General features: G+C 68.2%; 16 protein-coding genes. 8 read left to right on the top strand and 8 right to left on the bottom strand.

Annotated features, from left to right (window positions below):
- Positions 1–113 precede the first annotated feature (113 nt).
- Positions 114–2,132 (top strand): NAD(+) synthase, encoded by a 2,019-nt coding sequence (locus BKA16_RS07680; RefSeq protein WP_183370113.1) that lies wholly within the window; start codon positions 114–116, stop codon positions 2,130–2,132.
- A 92-nt stretch (positions 2,133–2,224) separates the two neighbouring features.
- On the opposite strand, the gene BKA16_RS07675 is transcribed toward BKA16_RS07680, so the two are convergent.
- The 6 genes from BKA16_RS07675 to BKA16_RS07650 form a co-directional block, all read right to left on the bottom strand.
- The gene (locus tag BKA16_RS07675) at positions 2,225–2,722 is read right to left on the bottom strand and encodes a DUF1877 family protein (RefSeq protein ID WP_183370112.1); all 498 of its coding nucleotides are present in this window, start codon (positions 2,720–2,722) and stop codon (positions 2,225–2,227) included.
- Complete coding sequence (locus BKA16_RS07670) at positions 2,709–4,136, bottom strand: WS/DGAT/MGAT family O-acyltransferase (protein ID WP_183370111.1); 1,428 nt, start codon at positions 4,134–4,136, stop codon at positions 2,709–2,711. The genes BKA16_RS07675 and BKA16_RS07670 overlap by 14 nt, the downstream gene beginning before the upstream one ends.
- Positions 4,137–4,389: 253 nt before the next feature.
- Entirely contained in the window at positions 4,390–5,337 is a 948-nt protein-coding gene (locus BKA16_RS07665; RefSeq protein WP_183370110.1) for an acyl-ACP desaturase, read from the bottom strand.
- Between the two features lie 83 nt (positions 5,338–5,420).
- On the bottom strand, positions 5,421–6,974 hold the full coding sequence (locus BKA16_RS07660) for a hypothetical protein (RefSeq protein WP_183370109.1): 1,554 nt from the start codon (positions 6,972–6,974) through the stop codon (positions 5,421–5,423).
- 132 nt (positions 6,975–7,106) lie between these two features.
- Complete coding sequence (locus BKA16_RS07655; protein WP_183370108.1) at positions 7,107–7,928, bottom strand: hypothetical protein; 822 nt, start codon at positions 7,926–7,928, stop codon at positions 7,107–7,109.
- The gene (locus tag BKA16_RS07650) at positions 7,928–9,700 is read right to left on the bottom strand and encodes a serine/threonine-protein kinase (RefSeq protein WP_183370107.1); all 1,773 of its coding nucleotides are present in this window, start codon (positions 9,698–9,700) and stop codon (positions 7,928–7,930) included. Before BKA16_RS07650 ends, BKA16_RS07655 begins: the two co-directional genes overlap by 1 nt.
- Before the next feature lie 153 nt (positions 9,701–9,853).
- On the opposite strand from BKA16_RS07650, the gene BKA16_RS07645 reads away from it, so the two are divergent.
- The 7 genes from BKA16_RS07645 to BKA16_RS07615 all read left to right on the top strand — a co-directional run bounded on the left by BKA16_RS07645 (position 9,854) and on the right by BKA16_RS07615 (position 18,532).
- Positions 9,854–10,369, top strand: a complete 516-nt coding sequence (locus tag BKA16_RS07645; protein WP_183370106.1) for a nuclear transport factor 2 family protein — start codon at positions 9,854–9,856, stop codon at positions 10,367–10,369.
- Between the two features lie 256 nt (positions 10,370–10,625).
- Complete coding sequence (locus BKA16_RS07640; RefSeq protein WP_183370105.1) at positions 10,626–11,618, top strand: acyl-ACP desaturase; 993 nt, start codon at positions 10,626–10,628, stop codon at positions 11,616–11,618.
- 41 nt (positions 11,619–11,659) lie between these two features.
- Positions 11,660–12,811 (top strand): tRNA dihydrouridine synthase DusB, encoded by a 1,152-nt coding sequence (gene dusB / locus BKA16_RS07635; RefSeq protein ID WP_281378459.1) that lies wholly within the window; start codon positions 11,660–11,662, stop codon positions 12,809–12,811.
- A gap of 86 nt (positions 12,812–12,897) precedes the next feature.
- Complete coding sequence (locus BKA16_RS07630) at positions 12,898–15,162, top strand: LCP family glycopolymer transferase (protein WP_183370104.1); 2,265 nt, start codon at positions 12,898–12,900, stop codon at positions 15,160–15,162.
- Positions 15,163–15,237: 75 nt separating this feature from the next.
- Positions 15,238–15,900 carry a phosphate signaling complex protein PhoU gene (phoU, locus tag BKA16_RS07625; RefSeq protein WP_183370103.1) on the top strand — a complete coding sequence of 221 codons (663 nt, stop codon included), beginning with the start codon at positions 15,238–15,240 and terminating at the stop codon, positions 15,898–15,900.
- Between the two features lie 189 nt (positions 15,901–16,089).
- Positions 16,090–17,049, top strand: coding sequence for an oxygenase MpaB family protein (locus tag BKA16_RS07620; protein WP_183370102.1), 960 nt, complete (start codon positions 16,090–16,092; stop codon positions 17,047–17,049).
- Positions 17,050–17,101: 52 nt separating this feature from the next.
- Complete coding sequence (locus tag BKA16_RS07615; RefSeq protein WP_183370101.1) at positions 17,102–18,532, top strand: aldehyde dehydrogenase family protein; 1,431 nt, start codon at positions 17,102–17,104, stop codon at positions 18,530–18,532.
- Between the two features lie 123 nt (positions 18,533–18,655).
- Here the strand turns inward: BKA16_RS07615 and pstB are convergent, their stop codons facing one another.
- Together pstB and pstA are read right to left on the bottom strand one after the other, a co-directional pair.
- The gene (pstB, locus tag BKA16_RS07610; RefSeq protein ID WP_183370100.1) at positions 18,656–19,432 is read right to left on the bottom strand and encodes a phosphate ABC transporter ATP-binding protein PstB; all 777 of its coding nucleotides are present in this window, start codon (positions 19,430–19,432) and stop codon (positions 18,656–18,658) included.
- A 1-nt stretch (position 19,433) separates the two neighbouring features.
- Entirely contained in the window at positions 19,434–20,318 is an 885-nt protein-coding gene (gene pstA / locus BKA16_RS07605; protein ID WP_183370099.1) for a phosphate ABC transporter permease PstA, read from the bottom strand.

Raw genomic sequence — 20,318 nt, 5'->3', positions numbered from 1 at the left:
ATCGGGAGCGAGCCCCGTCACAGCGACCACGAATCGGACCACGGCCACGAACCCGCCGCCGGACCCGGCGGCGCGCATCCCCGGACAGCGCGGCCTCCCACTACCCTGTACCTGTGTCGGTCTACTCACATGGTTTCGCCCGCATCGCGGCCGCCGTCCCTCCCGTCGCTCTCGCCGATCCGATCGAGAACGCCTCGCGCACCGTCGAACTGATCGCCCGTGCGCACGAGCAGGGCGCCGCGCTCGTCGCGTTCCCCGAACTCGGTCTCTGCGGGTACAGCGTCGACGACCTCGTCCAGCAGGACGCCCTGCTCGACGACGTGATGGACGCGCTCATGCAGGTCGTCGAGGCAACGCGGCGGCACAGCCCCGTCGTGCTGGTCGGTGCACCGCTGCGCATCGACGACGCCCTCTACAACTGCGCGGTCGTGATCCACGACGGACAGGTGCTGGGCGTCGCACCGAAGTCGTATCTGCCGAACTACCGAGAGTTCTACGAGCAGCGGTACTTCGCGGCGGCTCGCGACGCCGTCGTCGACACCGTCACGCTCGGCGACCACGAGGTCCCGTTCGGCGCCGATCTGATCTTCGAGGCCGTCGACGTCCCCGGACTGCGTTTTCACGCCGAGGTGTGCGAGGACGGCTGGGTGCCGATCCCGCCGTCGACGTGGGCCGCGCTGGCCGGCGCGTCGCTGCTGATCAATCTGTCGGGCAGCCCCGTCACGATCGGCAAGGAGGAGTACCGCCGGACGCTCGCCGCGAGCCATTCCGCACGCAATGTCGCGGCTCACCTGTACGTGGCGTCCGGATTCGGCGAGTCGACCACCGACCTCGCCTGGGACGGCGACGCGCTGATCGCCGAGAACGGCACGATCCTCGCGCGATCTGAGACGTTCGCGATGGGCCCGCAGCTGATCGTCGCCGACATCGACCTCGACCGCATCCGCCAGGAACGATCGAGGATGATCTCCATGCGCGATCAGGTCGGCGACTTCGCCGACCGCGCGCGCGAACTGCGGCGCATCCCGTTCGAGGCGGAGCCGGACGACGTCGACGATCTGCGGCGCACCGTGGCGCGCTTCCCGTTCGTTCCGACCGGTGTCGCCGACCGCGATCAACGCTGCCGCGAGGTCCTCGACATCCAGGTGCAGGGTCTCGTCGGACGCCTCAACGCGACCGGCATCCGCAAGATCGTCATCGGTGTGTCCGGCGGGCTCGACTCGACGCTCGCCCTCCTCGTCGCGGTAGCGGCCTTCGACCTCCTCGGCCTGCCCCGCAGCGACATCCACGCGTACACGATGCCCGGGTTCGCCACCGGCGACGCGACGCTCGCCCGCAGCCACGTCCTGATGGACTCGCTCGGGGTGACCGGGAACGAACTCGACATCCGGCCGTCGTGCATCCAGATGCTGAAGGATCTCGGGCACCCCTTCTCCGACGGCGAGCCCGTCTACGACGTGACGTTCGAGAACGTGCAGGCCGGCGAACGCACCTCGCACCTGTTCCGCCTCGCGAACCACCTGGGCGGCATCGTCCTCGGCACCGGCGACCTGTCCGAACTCGCACTCGGCTGGTGCACATACGGCGTCGGCGACCAGATGTCGCATTACAACGTCAACGGTTCGGTGCCCAAGACCCTGATCCAGCATCTGATCCGCTGGAAGATCGCCACCGGCGGCTACCCGACCGAGACGATCGACGCCTTGGCCGAGATCGTCGACGACGTCATCTCTCCGGAACTGGTGCCCGCGGACGCCGACGGCAACGTCCAGAGCACCGAGGACACCGTCGGCCCGTACGAGCTGCACGACTTCTTCCTCTACTACCTGACGCGATTCGGATACCGGCCGTCGAAGGTCGCCTACCTCGCCCGGCAGGCGTGGGGCGACAGGACACGCGGTGAGTGGTCGGACATGATGACGCAGGAGCAGCGCAATCAGTACGACGACGAGACCATCACCCGCTGGCTCGAGGTGTTCCTCAAGCGATTCATGTCCAACCAGTTCAAACGGACCGCGATGCCCAACGGCCCGAAGATCGGCTCCGGCGGCTCCCTCTCGCCGCGGGGCGACTGGCGTTCGCCCTCTGACGCGCCGTCGACCGCCTGGCTGCGCGAACTCCACGGCGAGTAGGCCGCTGCTCCGACACGGCCGAGACGCCGCCCGCCGGTGAGAACCGGACACGTGAGCCCGCGGTGCGCTCGGCACTCCCGCGGCGCGTCGTCTCAGCTGATCGCGACCATGAGGTCCAGTCCGTCGGCCAGGCAGAGCCGATGGATGTTCAGCACGTCGGCGAAGACGTCGCGCAGCGTGCCGACCGCGTCGGGGTTCCACCCGCCCGGATAGACGTCGGCGGCCGCGAACGCGGACCAGTCGACGTCGCCGAGCAGTCCGTCGAGGTCCACCGCCTCGAGCGCGTCGACGATCCGTGCCAGCTCCGCGACCGGAGTCACGCCGACGATGACGTCGCTGTCGAACTCGTACACGCCGACGACGGCCTCGCTGAGCGCGTCGTCCTCGACGGGGTCCGTCGCCGGTCGACCGGCGAGCAGGAAGTGCAGTCCGTCCCACGTCTCGTCTATGTCGACCGACGGCGCGCCCTCCCCCAGGACCCGGTCGATGTAGTCACCGACCTCGTCGGGATCGACATCGCCGAGCCGACCCGCGACACCCGCGGGGACGGCCGCGTAGACGGCGATCACGCCCACGTCAGGCGCCCGCATCGAGCGTCTCGCCACGCTCGACCGCGGCCACGAGCAGATCGAGCTGGTCGTGGAAGGCGTCCGCCAGACTCCAGATGTCGTTGGCGAGGTCGTTGCAGGTCAACAGGCCCACATTGAGTTCGCCCGCGGCCGAGAACACCGTCATGTTCAGTCCCAGCCCGTGGAAGATCGGAGCCAACGGGTACACCGATTCCACGCGGCCGCCGAGCAGGTACATGTCGCCGGCCGGACCGGCGACGTTCGAGACCACCGCGTTGAAGATCGGCGGATGCAGGGCCGCCACACGACGATCGCCGTACAGACGCATGAGAAGCGCCAGCGAGTTGCCGGGGGCGAACTCGGCGAACGCCCGGAGCATGTTGTCGTCGATCTCGTGCAGGTGCGCCTTCGACAGGTTGGCGTACTCGCGGGCCACCCGCAGCCGGTCCACCGGGTCGGCGACGTTCGACGGCAGCCGGGTGAACATGCCGGTCACCTTGTTGGTCCCCGATTTGACCAGGTCCTTCTCCTCGGCGCCGCGCACCGAGACCGGTACGAGGCCGACCGTCGGATCGTCGGGCAGTTCGTCGTGCGACTCGAGATACTCGCGCAGCGCACCGCCCGCCATGGCGAGGACGACGTCGTTCACCTTGACGCCGAAATGTTCCTTGACGCGTTTGACGTCCGCGAGCGGCAGCTGTGTCAACGCGATGGAGCGCCGCGCGGTGAGCGGAGCGTTGAACCGGGTCTGCGGCGCCAGGAACGGCGCGGGCATGCCCTGGCCGCTGCGCACGCGTTTGAACCATTCGAACGGGACCGGCACCGTCTTCGGGATCAGCTTCAGTGCGGCCAACGGACGCTGCAGGAACACGTTCACGACACCGCCCACCGCGAGATCGACCCGCTTGGCCTCCCCCGCCGACGCGGTGACCTTCTCCGGATCCAGCTCGGGCGACTCGGGCGAGTCGGTCGCCAGTTCACCGAGTATGTCGGCCACGGTCGCGCCGTCGACGCACGCGTGGTGCATGCGGAACATGACCGCGATGCGACCGTCCTGCATGCCCTCGAGAATCCACATGTCCCACAGCGGCTTCTTGCGGTCGAGCATCTGACCGATCAGATGGCTGCACATCTGGGCCATCTCGTGCACCCCGCCGGGCGACGGCACGGCGATCCGGTGCACGTGGCGTTCGATCCGGAAGTCCTCGTCCTCGATCCAGACGGGGTGATCGAAGTTGGTGAGCGAGTCGGTGAGTTTACGGCGCAGCGAGGGGATGGCCGATACACGTCGCGCCATCTCCGCGCGCATCGTGTCGAAGGTGTATCCCCCGGGGACGGTCGACGGATCCAACTGCAGAATGGCGGCGACGTTCATCATCTGCGACGGCGTCTCCAAGTACAGGAACGACGCGTCGAGCCCGCTCAACCTCTCCATACCGACCCCTTCGTACTCACACCGACCACGTGGTGCGCCGCGACCGGAACCGCTCTGGTCGAGCACGTCGACTCGGCTCAGGAGAACCGGAGCCGAGACCCGCGACACACTTTCTCAGAGTAGTCCTGTCGGCCCACGACGCGGCGGGCGGTCACGCGGCTCGGCACGGAACCGGGTGTCGATACGAACCGAGCGGAGCCCCACGCTCGATCCGCGTGCGGCTCCGCTCGGTCCAGGCCTGTGCGACTGCGCGTCAGGCGCTCGCCTTCTCCCGTTTCGCGGCCTCGCGCGCCAGGAATCGGTCGCGCTGCTCTTCGAACCGGCGAGCATCGAGTTCGGCCTGCTCGAGCCATGCGGCGAGCTCGTCGCGCGCCTTCTCACCACGGCCGGTGAAATCGTCGCGCTCGAAGATCCTCCACTTGCGCAGCACCGGCCAGACGACGTCGTCGAGATGCTGCCGGGCGTCGTAGATGCCGTGTTTGGCCATCATCAGACTCATCTTGCGGAAGTTCGGCATGCCGATGCCGGGCATGTCGAAGTTGGTGACGACGCCGGTGATCGCCTCGACCGCCTGATCGGGCGCCAGATCGAGAGCTGCCGCGCAGATGTTGCGGTAGAAGATCATGTGCAGGTTCTCGTCGGCGGCGATGCGCTGGAGCATCTTGTCGGCGACCGGATCGTTGCACGCCTTGCCGGTGTTCTTGTGGCTCACCCGGGTGCCGAGCTCCTGCACCGCGACATAGGCGACGCCGCGGAGCAGCCCGCTCAGATCGTCGGAGTGGGCCCCCTTGGTCATATTGGTCATGCGGTCGTTCTCAAGGGCCACGGGGTCGACGCCGCGAGTCACGACCAGGTAGTCGCGCATGACGATGGCGTGGCGGTTCTCCTCCGCGGTCCACCGGCCGACCCAGGTGCCCCACGCGCCGTCGGGTGAGAAGTACTCGGTGATCTCACGGTGATACGACGGCAGGTTGTCCTCGGTCAGGAGATTCAACGTCATCGCCGCCTTCGCGACGGGATCGAGCCGCGACTGCTCGGGATCCCAGTCGTCGCCGCCCATCGCCGCGAAGTTGCGACCCTCGTCCCAGGGGACGTAGTCGTGAGGATGCCAGTCGCGCGCGAGCGACAGGTGGCGGTTGAGCTCTTTCTCTGCGGCGGGCTCGAGTTCGGTCAGGAGTTGGACTTGTGTGAGGTCGGACACGGGCTGACGCCTCCTATGGTGTGGTGGTCCGCACACTAGGACAGTTGAGTGCTCGATGCAATGACGAGCGCCCCCGCACGTCGTCAGACGGCGGGAACGTCGACCACGTCGACGCCCTCGACGCCGTTCTCGGCGAGGAGCCGCCGCGCGGCGTCGGCGGCCGGCTGCTCGGCGAACACCATGCGGACCGGCTCGTCGGCGGCGGCCGCCCGCGCATCGCGCGCCTGGGCCAGCAGCTTCCCGGTCCCGGACCACGATGCGGCGAACCCGCCGTCGGGGAGCACGCGCTCCCCGTATCCCGGGCCGTACACCAACAGCAGGGTGCCGTCGGACTCCCGGCCGTCGAATGCGACGTCGCCGACCCGGAGGACGTAGCCGGACGGGGCACGGGTGATCTGGGCGTCGTAGCGGCGCGCGGCAGCGGAGGCCTTCGGCGTCGTCGACTCCCAGCCGAGCGAGTCCCGCACAGCGGCTGCGCGAGCGCGCACCGCGGTCGAGAGGGCGCCGGTGTCGACGTCGGCGCGGCCGCTGACGGTGAACCTCGCCGTCGAGTCGACGCTGCCCTCTCGCCCGCGGGTGGCGATCCGGCAGGTGACCGTGCCGCGACCGCCTGCGGGCATCCGACCGGTTCCGCGGCAGGTGCCCAGGGGCGCTCCGTCGACCTTGAACTCGGATGTGATCGTCACCGCGATCTCGCCGGAGAGGGCGCCGCGCACCGTGTTGGCCATCGTGTAGTCGAGCACGCAGTCGCCGCCGAACGCGCAGTTCAGGTCGCCCTTCGGGTCGGTGACCGCGATGAATCCGAGCGGAACGTCCCGCAGATCGCCGACGGTGCTCGTCATGGCGTCGTACGTCGAGCGGGTGTCGTCGGCGTTCTTGATGGCGACGGTGAGGTCGCCGGACGCCGCCGCCACTGCCCGAGTGCTCGCGGCGAGGGGGCCGCGCACGCTGACCAGATCTCCGTCGGAGTCGACGCCGATCGTCATCTCGCCCGCCTGATACCGACGGTCACCGGTCACTCCGCCATCGTCCTCACCCACGTCGAGCCGCATGACGCCGACCGGGTCCTGCGACGGCGAGTTCCGCTGATTCGGATCGTCGGACGACTCCTCCCCGATGTACGCGTCGCCGTATCGGACGTCCTGTTGATCGACGGAGAGGCCGAGCCTGGTCGGGAGAAGCACGGCGCCCAGATCGATGCCGAACACGTCTCGGGGAACCGCCGTCCACTTGCCCGCCGTTTCGGTCACGTCGGTCACGCTGCCGGGCAGGACCGTCGGCTGCGCCTTCCAGAACTCGTCGTCGGCCTTGACGAACGTCGAGTCGCCGACCTGCAGGAGTTCGGCGCGCCCCTGCTTCGGGATCACGGTTCCGGTCGTCTCGCCGGTCGCCGTGACGGTCAGGTTCTCGAGTCTCAACGTGTCCCGATCGCCGATGGTCACGGTGCCGTTGAAGACGGCGGACGGTGCTTTCGCCAGCGAGCGGCCCGCTGCGCCGACGTCGCTGAGCACGCGAGTCGGCTCATCCGGGACAGCCGTTCCGTCGACTGACGGGGTCAGCACCCCGGACAGGGTGACGCCCAGGACGACGGCGATCGCGGCGACACCGCCGCCCACGGCCAGAAGGTTCTTACGCACGTCAGATCTCCCCACCTCGTCGGCGATGCGGTCGGCTTCGGCGACGATCCTCCCACGACGAGGCGACGGTCGGCCCGTTCTCCTCATTCGGAGAGCCGACGTGCCCGCTGCGCGACTCCCACGCGGAGATCCTCATTCCAACGGCATGTCGTTGGCGAAGGTCAGCAACTCGTCCTTCGACGCGTCGTTCGCGTTGATGACCATCCAGATGTCGTCACGGGTGTCGGGCCGCAGATGCATCACATGATTGGCGCCGTCGTAGTAGCCGGTCCCGTAGCGCCATTTGATCGCTTCGGCACCCGGCTTGCGCGATGCGGAGGCGAACACCGCGTCGGTGGCCGCCTTCGACTGGAGCCATCCGACCGCGACGGCCACCTCCGGGCCGTTGCAGCCGATCCTCGCCTTGCCCAGGATCTTCCCGCTGCCGTCCGCGGCCTCGCCCGTCTCCTCCTCGAATCCGTTCAGGACCCATGCGCACTCGATGTCACGCCAGCCCGTGGTCGCGAGCGTCCGAGGAAGCAGGTCCGGGAACTGCGCGACGAACGGCGTGTAGCGGCCCCAGCTCGATCCGACCGTCGCCTCGTTCGTCGGGCTCGGCGCGGACAGCACGTCGTCGGCGACCGCACGCACCGCGTACCGGTGCTTGCCGGGCGTCGCCTCGGTGTCCGTATACGTCGTCGCAGCGCCCTGGTAGACGACGACGGAGTCGTCGCGCACGAGCTGATAGCCGTCGGCTCCGCCGACACCCGTCCAGGCGGCGGCGACGCCGTCGTCCGACGCCGAGGTGGTCAGACCGGTGGGAGCGTCCACCGAGCCGCCGCCTCCGACGCCGAAACGGACGCCGAACAGGCAGGCGAGCAGCACCGCCACCGCGGCGACGGCGATGATCGCGAGCGTGCGACGATTCGTGCCGGTCCGGGGTGTCGGGGAGTTCCCGGCGAAGTGTGCGGTCATCAGAACGGCAGCCTTCCGAGCGTCTCGCGCGCCTGTCTCTTACTCGTCGTACCGGGATAGGCGACTTCGACGTATGTGCGACTGCGGGGTTCGCCCTCGGCGGTGTACTCGAAGACCGCTCGCGACTGGCCGTCCTGCACTCCGGTGAAGATCATGCCCTTCCGGTGCTGCGCCGACAGTTCGTTGTACTCGCCGTCGCTGGTGAACGGCACTCGCCGGTTGGCCGCCTTCTGCGCCGTGCTCATATCGCCGAACACACCGATCCGAACCGAGAACTCCGTGGTGTCGCCGTCCGTCTTCTGGCAGGTGATGATCTTCCCCGGATAGCTGTCCGACGCCATCGTCGCCTCCCCGGCGCACTTCATTCCGTCGAATCCGCCGGTGCTCACCGGGGTCGCGGGCAGCAGTTCCGGGTACAGCGCCGCGACGTCCGACAGCACACCCCACGTGAGACTCACATCGATCGGGTCCGACGACGCGAAGTCGGAGCCCTTCTTCGTCGTGCTCCGCGCCGCCACCGCGTAGGTGTGCCTCCCGGGGAACGGGTCGGTGACGACGAACGAGGTGTCGCTGGTCGTGCGGATCACCTGGTCGTCCTCTTTCACGACGTATTCGGCGGCGTCGGGCACGGCGTCCCAGGACAGTTCGACGCCCTTCGGCGTCGCCGTCGATTCGAGATGCGACGGGGTCGACAGCCCACCGCCCGCGGCCCACGCGAACCCGCCACCGATCCCGACGCCCGCGGCGACGACGACGGCCGCGGCCGCGATCACCGGCACGCGGCGATACCAGGGGGTCGTCGCGGCAGGCTGCTCGGGAGGCTGCCGCATGGCACCGGTGGGCGGCGCGTATCCGCCCGGCGTCGGGTTGTGCACCGGCGCGCCCGGCGTGTTCGCGAACGACGGCGGCACCGCCGGTGCGCGTCCGGTGAACAACGCGGACCGCAGCGCCTGCGCGAAGGCCAGACAGGAGGGCGGCCGATGCGCGGGATCCTTCGCCAGCCCGGCCGCGATCACCGCGTCCACCGCGGGCGACAGTCCGCGATTGCGTTCGCTGGCGCGCGGCGGCTCGGCGAACATGTGCGCGGTCATCAGGCCCTGCAGGCTCGTCGCGTCGTACGGGGAGCTGCCGGTCAGCAGTTCGAACGCCGTCGCCGCGAGGGAGTAGAGATCGGCTCGACCGTCGACCGCGCGCCCGTCGATCTGCTCGGGCGAGCAGTAGCGCATGGTGCCGACGGCCGTACCGGTGCTGGTCAGTGCGCTCGCCGCATCCCCCAGAGCCTGGGCGATGCCGAAGTCGGTCACCTTGACCGCGTCCGGTCGGATCGGGTCCTGTCCGGGGGTGATCAGGATGTTCGCCGGCTTGATGTCGCGGTGGAGGACACCGTGCCGATGCGCGACGTCGAGGGCCGCCGCCACGCCGTCGACGATGTTGGCGACGAGACGCGCGTCGAGTCCCCCGGGAGACTGCTTGATGATCTTGGACGCGTCCGTGCCGGGCACCAACTCCATGGCGATCCACAGGACGTCGTCGAGGACGCCGCGGTCGTACACGCGCACCAGGTTGGGATGGACGAGCGGAGCCACGAGATCCGCCTCCCGTTCGAAGCGCGCCCGCACCACCGGATCGCCGGTGTGCGCCGACCGCAGGACCTTGAGCGCGTCGCTGCGCGGCAGACGCGGATGCACCGCGCGGTACACCTCGCCCATTCCGCCCGCCCCGAGCACGGCTTCGACGCGGTACCCCGCGATCTCGTCACCCACTTCGAACATGCGCCGCATGCTACCGGTAGAAGACGACGACCAGGCGATTCGGTGCAGGTCGGATGAATGACTCGGCGCGCGCCGTTCGACGACTCGGACGAGTCCGGCCCGTCTGCCCGATCTCGTGACGCCCACGCGGCCGGTCCCCTACGATCGGCCCGTATGACCGACTCGTTCACCGCCGCGGAGCTCGACGCCGCGTTCGCCCAGTTCCAGAAGACCGTCGCCGAGGTCGCCGACCACCGCGACTGGGACGTGTGGGCAGACCAGTTCACCGAGAACGCCGACTACATCGAGCACGCCTACGGCACGATGCACGGCCGCGACGAGATCCGCACCTGGATCAACAAGACGATGACCGCCTTCCCCGGCAGCCACATGACCGGCTACCCCTCGCTGTGGCACGTGACCGACCCGTCGACCGGCCGGGTGATCTGCGAGGTCGACAATCCCATGCGCGACCCCGGAGACGGGTCACAGTTCACCGCCACCAACATCACGATCCTCACCTATGGCGGCGACGGCCTCTGGAGCTGCGAAGAGGACGTCTACAACCCCATGAAGTTCGGGCTCATGGCGCGGCAGTGGTGCGACCGCGCTGCCGAACTCGGCACCCTCGACGACGCCGCCCGCCGATGGATGGAGACCACCGGGGCCATGTTCGGGCGGACGAGGTGACGCGGTGATCGGGTGAGCACCGCACCTGCGATCGCGCGGTGGATGCCGACGCCGCGGGCGAGTCGTCGCTCATCGCCGACGTGATCCACCCTACTGTTCCGTAACATCGACGCCGTGACGTGAGACAAACCAGTGGGCGATGAACTTGGGGCGCGTCGGCGACTGACGTAGCCTGGAGGGATAAGTGCACGTCGACCGCGACCCGGGCCGACGCACGCCCGACCACGACCGCCGAACCGACCGGAGGATTCCACCGATGGCACGCGAACTGACACAGCTCGAGCTCCTCCGGGAACTCGAATCGGTCGCCGAGAACAACGTCAACCGCCACCTCAAGACCGCCCGCGACTGGAACCCCCACGACTACGTGCCGTGGGACGAGGGCCAGAACTTCGCCGCGCTCGGCGGGGTCGACTACGACCCCGAGCAGTCCAAGCTCGACGAGGTCGCCAAGGCCGCGATGATCACCAATCTCCTCACCGAGGACAACCTCCCGTCGTACCACCGGGTGATCGCCGAGAACTTCTCGATGGACTCCGCGTGGGGCCACTGGGTCGGCCGCTGGACCGCCGAGGAGAACCGCCACGGCATCGCGATGCGCGACTACCTCGTGGTGACCCGCGGCGTCGACCCGAACGCGCTCGAGCAGGCGCGCATGATCCACATGACCAACGGCTACGACCCGATGCTCGCCGCCGCCGACCGCGCCGACGAGATGAAGGCGAACGGCGAGGAGGTCGGGCTGCTGCACTCGGTCGCGTACGTGACCTTCCAGGAGCTCGCGACCCGTGTCAGCCACCGCAACACCGGTAAGGCCTGCAACGACCCGATCGCCGACAAGATGCTCCAGCGCATCGCCGCCGACGAGAACCTGCACATGATCTTCTACCGCAACATCTGCGGCGCGGGTATGGACATCGCCCCCGACCAGACCCTGCGGGCCGTCACCGACATCGTGACCAACTTCCAGATGCCCGGTGCCGGCATGCCGAACTTCCGCCGCCACGGCGTCCTCATGGCCAAGCACGGCATCTACGATCTGCGCCAGCACCTCGACGAGGTGATCGCACCCGTCCTGCGCAAGTGGAACATCTTCGACCGCACCGACTTCACCCCGGACGGCGAGAAGACCCGCGACGATCTGGCCGCCTTCCTCGAACAGCTCGAGAAGGACGCGACGCGCTTCGAGGAGATGCGCGACCGAGCCCTGGCACGCGAGGCCGCCAAGCGCGAGAAGAAGGCGTCCTGAGCACCGCGACCCTCGCCGCCGCCGAATCCCGACCGGATGTGTTGACCGGTCGGGATCCGTTGCGTATCGGCCCGTTCGAACTGTCCAGCCCGGTCGTCCTCGCACCGATGGCCGGCGTCACCAACGTCGCGTTCCGCGTCCTGTGCCGCGAACTCGAAGCCGAGCGGACCGGCACCGTGTCCGGTCTGTACGTATGCGAGATGGTGACCGCCCGCGCCCTGGTCGAACGCCATCCCGTCACCATGCACATGACGACCTTCGACCCGTCGGAGACACCGCGGTCCATGCAGCTGTACACGGTGGATCCCGAGTACACGTACAAGGCCGCGAAGATGATCGTCGACGAGAACCTCGCCGACCACATCGACATGAACTTCGGCTGTCCCGTCCCCAAGGTGACACGACGCGGCGGCGGCTCGGCCATCCCCTATAAGCGCCGACTGTTCCGCAACATCGTCGCGGCCGCGGTCAAGGCCACCGAGGGCACCGACGTCCCGGTGACCGTCAAGTTCCGCATCGGTATCGACGACGAGCATCACACGCACCTCGACGCTGGACGCATCGCCGCCGACGAGGGCGCGCAGGCCGTCGCACTGCATGCGCGCACCGCATCGCAGCGGTACTCGGGCACCGCCGTGTGGGACGAGATCGCCCGCCTCAAAGAGCATGTGACCTCCGTGCCCGTCCTGGGCAACGGCGACATCTTCGAGGCCGACGACGCCGTCGCCATGATGGAGCAGACCGGGTGCGACGGCGTCGTGATCGGTCGCGGCTGCCTCGGTCGTCCCTGGCTGTTCGCCGAACTGTCCGCCCGGCTGCGCGGCGTCGAGGCGCCAACGCCCCCGAACCTCGGCGAAGTGGGACAGATCATGCTCCGACACGGCAGCCTGCTGGCCGCACACCACGGCGAGGACAAGGGCATGCGCGAGATCCGCAAGCACATCGCCTGGTATCTACGCGGATTCCCCGCGGGCTCGGATCTGCGTTCGCAGCTCTCGCTCGTGAAAACCCTCGACGACCTGCGCGGATTGATCGACGGACTCGACGCCGACGTCCCGTTCCCGGCCGACGGGCACGGCCCGCGCGGACGCCAGGGATCGCCGTCGTCGGTGGCTCTGCCCGACGGATGGCTCGACGACCCGGAAGAGGACATCGTGCCCGAAGGCGCCGAGATCATGCATTCGGGCGGCTGACGGACCTCGTCGCGAGCTCGTCCATCATCAAACTTTCAGGTCGGGCCTTTAGAATGTCCGAAGCCCTTGACCAGTGAGGTTCACCTGTGAGTTCAGACCGCCCCGGCGACGACCAGCCGGACGCCCAGTCGACGCCGCCCAGGCGGTCCCGTCGCGCCGGTCGGTCGTCTGACTCGTACGAGTTCCGCGACCGTTTCGGCGACACCGGGTCCATCCCGCGCGTCGATCCGACGGCCGAGCCGAGCGGTTCGGGTGAGCGGAGCGAGGGCGGCCGTCTCCGCGAACCGTCCCGTCAGCAGTATTCGCGACCGCAGGGACGACTGACCGTCCGTCAGCTCATGGAGCAGATGGGCGTCGAGGACGCCGCGGCCGACCGACCCGCCGATCAGCGGCCGCGGCGGCACACCCCGCAGCCCCCGCCTCCACCGCGGCAGCGTCCCACCGCGCAGCGTCCGGCTCCGGAGTCCCGACGTCCTCGACCGCCGCAGCAGCCCGCGCCGCCGGCGACGCCGCCTCACGCCGAGCAGCCGCCGACGCCTGTCGAGCCCGAACCCGAGCCGACACAGTCGATTCCGCCGATCGCCGGCTACGAGTGGGAAGCCGTCGACCTGTCGGACGAGGCGACGGCGGCTCGGGCCACCGACGAGTCCCGCGCTCAGGTGCCGCCCCGCGCCGAACCGGCCGCGGCAGCGTCGACCGACGACGCCGAGCCGATGGACGAGCCGATCGAACGACCGCGTCGTCGGCCGCTGCAGCCGACGCCCGACCTCACCGATGTCATCGCCCGCGTCCGACCCGCCAGACCGGAGGCGACCGGCCGCGACCGTGCCCGCAAGACCGCGACCAACACCGGCCGTGTCCTCGTCGCACTCGCGTGCATCCTCGCGCTCGTCGGCACCGGATACGTCTGGAACATGACGCGCACCATCGACGGAGCGTGGAACGTCGTCAACGCACTCGACCCGAGTGACAAGAACATCCGCAACATCGAGGGCCAGTACGGCGACGAGACGTATCTGATCGTCGGCACCGACACCCGCAGCGGCCAGAACGGCGACGTCGGCGCGGGCGAGGCGGACACCGTCGAAGGCGCGCGCGCCGACACCATCCTGCTGGTGAACATCCCGGCCGACCGCAGCCGCGTGGTCGCCGTGTCGTGGCCGCGCGACCTCGCCGTCGACCGTCCCGAATGCCAGAACTGGGATTACGGCACCAAGACGTACAGCGGTGTCCTCCCCGCGGAGAACGACGTCAAGATCAACGGTGTGTTCGCCGACGGCGGGCCGAAGTGCCTGGTCCAGACCATCACCCAGATGAGTGGCCTGAACATCAACCATTTCATCGCGATGGACTTCGCCGGTTTCGAGCACGTCGTCCGCGCCATCGGCGGGGTGCAGGTGTGCTCCACGGTGCCGCTGTTCGACGATCAGATCGGCTACATCGTCAAGACCACCGGCAAGAACATCACGCTGACCCCGAAGCAGGCCCTGAACTACGTGCGGGCGCGGCACATCGCCGTCGAGGGCAACGGCGACTACGGCCGCATCAAACGCCAGCAGCTGTTCCTGTCGTCGCTGCTGCGTTCCACCCTCTCCAGCGATGTGATCACCAATCCGCGCAAGCTCAACGACATCGTCGACACGTTCACCAAGTACAGCTTCGTGGACCAGGTCGACACCAACTCGCTGATCGATCTCGCCCAGTCGATGCAGGGCATGGACGCCGGTCGGGTCACCTTCCTGACGATTCCCACATCGGGCACCTCCACCGACGGACAGAACAACGAGATCCCGCGCACCGAGGACATCGACGCCATCTTCAACGCGATCATCGACGATCAGCCGCTGCCCGGCGAGAAGAAGGCGAAGAAGGAGGAGGAGAAGAAGGACGCGCCCGCCACCACGGCGACACCCGCCCCCGCGGACCGCGGCGAGATGACCGCGCAGCACACGGGCAACCTGACGGTGCGAGTCCTCAACGGATCCGGTGTGCCGGGTGCGGCCAACGACGTCATGAACGAGCTCCTCCGGCAGGACATCGACGTGTCGTCAGGCATCGGCGACGCCTCCGTCGAGCAGACCGACACCGTCGTCCGCTACGGTTCCGGCGAGCAGGATTCGGCGGCCACCATCGCCGCCATGTTCCCCGGCGCCAAGATCCAACTCGACAAGACGGTCAAGACCGGAGTCCAGGTGATCATCGGCTCCAGCTTCGGCGGAGTCGGCACCATCGGCGCCGTCCCGGCAGCCGGATCGACGCTCACCGTGGGGCAGCTCCCCGAGAACACCGACCACGGCGACCTCCCCAACGACCTCGCCGTCACCAACGCCGGCGACACCACGTGCAGCTGACCCGCCTCACAGAGTTCACTCGCGATTCACTCCGGCCTGCGCTGCACGTTCCCCGACGATCAGTACACTCGGCATATGCGTGACGCCTACCAGGAGCAGATGACTGCCCTGAACTCCGTACTCGGCGAGATGGTCGCCGAGGTCGGGCGCGAGATGGAACTCGCCACCCGCGCCCTCCTCGAAGCCGACCTCGAACTCGCCGAAAAAGTCATCTCCGACCACGACACGGTCACCGAACGATCGGTCGAAGCCGAGGACCTCGCCTTCCAACTCATGGCGCTCCAGGCGCCGGTCGCGGGCGATCTCCGATCGATCGTCTCCGGTTTCCAGCTCGTCTCCGAGATCGATCGCATGGGGGCACTGGCCCTCCATGTCGCCAAGGTCGCGCGACGGCGCCATCCCGCCAAGGTCCTCCCCGACGAAGTAGCGGGCTACTTCGAGGAGATGGGCCGTCTCGCCGTCGAGCTCGCAGGCAATGCGCGACGCATCCTCGAGACGCAGGACTACCAGGACGCCCTCACCCTCATGGACGACGACGACGCGATGGACGATCTTCATCGCCACCTGTTCACCGTGATGATGGACCGCGAGTGGGAGCACGGCGTCTCCGCCGCCGTCGACGTCACCCTCCTCGGCCGCTACTACGAGCGCTACGCCGACCACGCCGTCCTCATCGCGCGCCGCGTCGTCTTCCAGGCCACGGGTAAGACTCCCGAGCAGTTGCTCGACGCCTCGTAAAGCCTCCGCGTTCGGCGCTCTGCGATATCCGCGGCCGCCGGCGACATCAGCGGCATTCGGGACTGCCGCGACTGTCGTCGAGCGCCGCGGATGTGCCGATCGGCTCGACGGCGGGACCGACCATCGCAAAACGTGTCTCACCTCACCCATGTCTGATAACGTTCGTTCTCAGATATGGAGGGTGGCGGCATGCCGATTGCACACACGGACGAGACGATCGAGTACCACGTCGAGCCGGAGATCGCGGACGACACCGAGGTGATCGTGCCGCCCGACTCGCTCACCGCGGAGATGGTCGGGCACTGGACGTATCTCGTTCTCGAGGGCGCCGCGTTCTTCATGCAGGGCATGCACCCGAGCATCGCCGAGATCGTCGAACGCCATTCGGCGGCGTACACCGATCCGGGCGGTCGGGCGATCCGCTCGGTCGACTCGGTGCTGCGCTGGACCTACGGCGGGCTCGAAGCGGCCCCGGAGGGCGACCGCGTGCGCTCCCTGCACGAGCCGCTCACCATGCGCAGCCCGAGCAGCGGCAAGCACATCAGCGCACTGAACCCCGAGCCGTATCAGTGGGTCATCGCGACCGCGTACATCACGACGGTCAAAGCCGGACCGCTGCTCGTCGGACGCGACTTCACCTACGACGAGCGCGTCGAGCTCCTCCGCGACAACCGTCGTCTGGCACGTCTGCTGCACGTGCCGATGAAGGGATACCCGGCCTCGGACGCCGAGTTCCACGACTACTTCGACCGCATGATCTCCGACGTCCTGACCCCCAGCGACCGCTCGTTCGAGATCATCGAGACGATGCGGAACGGCCCGGCCGACATCGATTCGAGGATCCCGAAGTTCGCGGTACCGCTGTGCAGGGCCGCGGCCCGCGGGCCGCTGAACTTCGTCTATCTGTCGATCGTCGGGCTCCTCGATCCACGCCTGCGCGCCATGATCGGCGTCGAATGGACCATGAAGGAACAACGCCGACTCGAACGCGTCTACGCGCTGATCCGCACCGCGTACCGGGTGCTGCCCGAACGACTCACCTACTTCCCGCTCGCGTATCACGCCCGCAGACACCACGAGGCGATCGAAGCGATGAAGAAACGGGAGGAGTCGTCGTGGGCTTACCGAGTCCGGCCCGAAACGACCTGAAACCAGCTGTAATCGACACAGGCATCACTCTCCAGCACAGAACGGCGGACACATGACCGATCTCAACCAGTTCTACATCGACGGCCGGTGGGTGGCTCCGGTCGACGGAGCGGGCACTCTCGACGTCGTCGATCCGGCCACCGAACAGGTCGCCGGCACCGTCGCGCTCGGCGGTCCGGCCGACGTCGACGCGGCCGTCGCCGCCGCACGACGAGCCTTCGAGACGTGGTCGCAGACCAGCGTCGACGAACGACTCGCCGTCATCGGCGCGGTGATCACCGAGTATCAGAAGCGGGCCGACGACCTCGCGGCGGCCGTCACCGTGGAGATGGGCGCACCGGCCGGGCTCGCCGCGGCCGCGCACGTCCCGATGGGTCTGGCGCATCTGGCGACCGCCGCCGAATCGCTCAAGACGTTCTCGTTCGCCGAGGACCGCGGATCCTCGCGCATCGTCAAGGAGCCGATCGGCGTCTGCGGGTTCATCACCCCGTGGAACTGGCCGCTCAACCAGGTGTTCTGCAAGGTCGCACCCGCTCTCGCGACCGGCTGCACCATGGTCCTCAAGCCGAGCGAGGTGGCCCCGTTCTCCGCGGCGATCGTCGCCGAGGTCTTCGACGCCGCCGGAGTCCCCGCCGGGGTGTTCAATCTCGTCAACGGCGACGGCCCCGGCGTCGGCACCGCGCTCGCCGCCCACCCGGACATCGACATGATCTCGTTCACCGGCTCCACACGCGCCGGGATCGAGGTGGCCAGGAACGCCGCGCCGAGTGTCAAGCGCGTCGCCCAAGAACTCGGCGGCAAGAGCCCGAACATCCTCCTCGACGACGCATCGCTCGCCGCGAACGTCGCCGCGGGCATCGGCACGATGATGATGAACTCGGGACAGTCGTGCAACGCGCCGAGTCGGATGCTGGTTCCCGCGGGCCGCCTCGACGAGGTCACCGAGACCATCAAAGCCACCGCCTCCGCGATCACCGTCGGCGATCCGAACAGCGGCGTCCAGCTCGGCCCGGTAGTCTCGGAACCGCAGTTCGACAAGATCCAGGGGCTGATCGAACGGGCCGTCGCCGACGGCGCGACCCCCGTCGTCGGCGGTCCCGGCCGCCCCGACGGCCTGGACACCGGCTACTACGTGCGGCCGACCGTGTTCACCGGCGTCACCAACGACATGGAGATCGCCCGCACCGAGGTGTTCGGCCCGGTCCTGGTGGTCATCGCCTACGACGACGTCGACGAGGCGATCGCCATCGGCAACGACACCGAGTACGGTCTGGCCGGCTATGTGTCGGGCGAGGATCTGGACGAGGTCCGCCGCATCGGCTCCCGTCTGCGCGCCGGCTCGATCACGCTGAACTCCGCCGCGCTCGACCCGACGGCGCCGTTCGGCGGCTACAAGCGCAGCGGCAACGGCCGCGAATGGAGCGACTACGCCTTCGACGAGTTCCTCGAAGTGAAGTCGATGCTCGGCTTCGCGTCCGCGTAGGGCCTCGACGCCCGACCGGCGAGAAGAAGACGACCGGGCACGGCCAGACGGGGGCCGGTCGAACGGATGCGACGAGCCCCGGTGATGATCACCAGGGCTCGTCGTACGTGGCGGGTCTCGCGGTTATCCGAAGCGACCCGAGATGTAGTCCTCGGTCTCCTTGCGGCCGGGATTGGTGAACATCGTCTCGGTCTCGTCCACCTCGACGAGACGGCCCGGGCGACCGGTGGCCTCGAGGTTGAAGAACGCGGTCTGGTCGCTCACGCGCGCGGCCTGCTGCATGTTGTGGGTGACGATGACGATCGTGTACTCGTTCTTCAGCTCCGCGATCAGGTCCTCGATGGCCAGCGTCGAGATCGGATCGAGCGCCGAGCACGGCTCGTCCATCAGCAGCACCTGCGGCGACACGGCGATCGCACGGGCGATGCACAGACGCTGCTGCTGACCGCCGGACAGTCCGCCGCCCGGCTTGTCGAGACGGTCCTTGACCTCGTTCCACAGGTTGGCGCCGCGCAGGCTCGCCTCGGCCACCTCGTCGAGCTTGGCCTTGTCGCGGACCCCGCCGAGCTTCAGTCCGGCGACGACGTTGTCGCGGATCGACATGGTCGGGAACGGGTTCGCCCGCTGGAACACCATGCCGACCGTGGTACGGACACCGACCGGATCGACGTTCTTCCCGTACAGGTCGAGGTCGTCGAGCTTCACCGACCCGGTGGTGTACGCACCCGGCGTCACCTCGTGCATGCGGTTCAGCGTTCGGAGCACCGTCGACTTTCCGCAGCCCGACGGGCCGATGAACGCGGTCACCGACTTCGGGCGAATCTTCAACGAGACGTCCTGGACGGCGTGGAAGTCGCCGTAGTAGACGTTCAGGTCTTCAATGGTCAGGCTCTTGGCCATGTCAGCGTCCTTGCTTCATCGGGCCGGTGAACCGGGAGAGCAGACGGGCGATGACGTAGACGATCGCGACCGCGATCACCAGGGTCAGCGCGGCGCCCCACACCGTGTCGAAACCACTCGGGCCCTTGTTGTACTCCTGCAGCATCATCAGCGGCAGGGACTGTTGGTTCCCCTCGAAGGGGTTGAGGTTCATCGCGCGGGTCGCACCCACCAGGATCAGCACCGGCGCGGACTCGCCCATCACACGTGCGACGGCGAGCATGATGCCCGTGATGATGCCCGACATCGCGGTCGGCAACACCACCCGCAGAATGGTCTTCCACTTCGGGACGCCCAACGCGTATGCGGCCTCGCGCAGATCCTGCGAGACGATCTTGAGCATCTCCTCGGTGGCTCGAACCACCAGCGGCACCATCAGCAGCACCAGCGCCAGAGCCACGACCAGTCCCGATCGGGGCAGGCCGAGCGTCGTGCGCCACACGGCGTACACGAACAGGGCCGCGACGATCGACGGAACACCCGAGAGGACGTCCACCATGAACGTCGTGACGCGCGTCAGCATGCTCTTACGGGACCCGTACTCGACGAGGTAGATCGCGACGAGCACGCCGAGAGGCACTGCGACGACGGCGGCGATCGCCGTCTGGATCAGGGTGCCGACGATCGCGTTCGCCGCGCCCCCGTAGCGTTCCGACGACGTCCACCAGTCGACGTCGAGGATCGGGCCGATGCCGCGAGCCACCAGCGTCCACACCAGCCAGCCGAGCGGCAGCACCGCCAGGAGCACGGCGAGGGTGACGGCCACACGCGCGGTGTTGTCGGTCAGCCTGCGGCGACCCGACATCGACGTGAGACCGGTGCGTGGTTTCAGATCAGCGGTCGTCAT

This window comes from Gordonia humi (genome assembly GCF_014197435.1).
Taxonomy (GTDB): Bacteria; Actinomycetota; Actinomycetes; order Mycobacteriales; family Mycobacteriaceae; genus Gordonia; species Gordonia humi.
The sequence above is the reverse complement of the archived record's forward strand: the minus strand, read 5'-3'. Positions and strand labels throughout refer to the sequence as shown.

Excerpts from the sequence above, each read along its gene's own strand:
- BKA16_RS07675 (WP_183370112.1), bottom strand. The coding sequence starts at position 2,722 with ATGCGGGCGCCTGACGTGGGCGTGATCGCCGTCTACGCGGCCGTCCCC.
- BKA16_RS07670 (WP_183370111.1), bottom strand. The coding sequence starts at position 4,136 with ATGGAGAGGTTGAGCGGGCTCGACGCGTCGTTCCTGTACTTGGAGACG.
- BKA16_RS07655 (WP_183370108.1), bottom strand. The coding sequence starts at position 7,928 with ATGACCGCACACTTCGCCGGGAACTCCCCGACACCCCGGACCGGCACG.
- BKA16_RS07650 (WP_183370107.1), bottom strand. The coding sequence starts at position 9,700 with ATGTTCGAAGTGGGTGACGAGATCGCGGGGTACCGCGTCGAAGCCGTG.
- BKA16_RS07645 (WP_183370106.1), top strand. The coding sequence starts at position 9,854 with ATGACCGACTCGTTCACCGCCGCGGAGCTCGACGCCGCGTTCGCCCAG.
- BKA16_RS07640 (WP_183370105.1), top strand. The coding sequence starts at position 10,626 with ATGGCACGCGAACTGACACAGCTCGAGCTCCTCCGGGAACTCGAATCG.
- phoU (WP_183370103.1), top strand. The coding sequence starts at position 15,238 with ATGCGTGACGCCTACCAGGAGCAGATGACTGCCCTGAACTCCGTACTC.
- BKA16_RS07620 (WP_183370102.1), top strand. The coding sequence starts at position 16,090 with ATGCCGATTGCACACACGGACGAGACGATCGAGTACCACGTCGAGCCG.
- BKA16_RS07615 (WP_183370101.1), top strand. The coding sequence starts at position 17,102 with ATGACCGATCTCAACCAGTTCTACATCGACGGCCGGTGGGTGGCTCCG.
- pstB (WP_183370100.1), bottom strand. The coding sequence starts at position 19,432 with ATGGCCAAGAGCCTGACCATTGAAGACCTGAACGTCTACTACGGCGAC.
- pstA (WP_183370099.1), bottom strand. The coding sequence starts at position 20,318 with ATGACGACCGCTGATCTGAAACCACGCACCGGTCTCACGTCGATGTCG.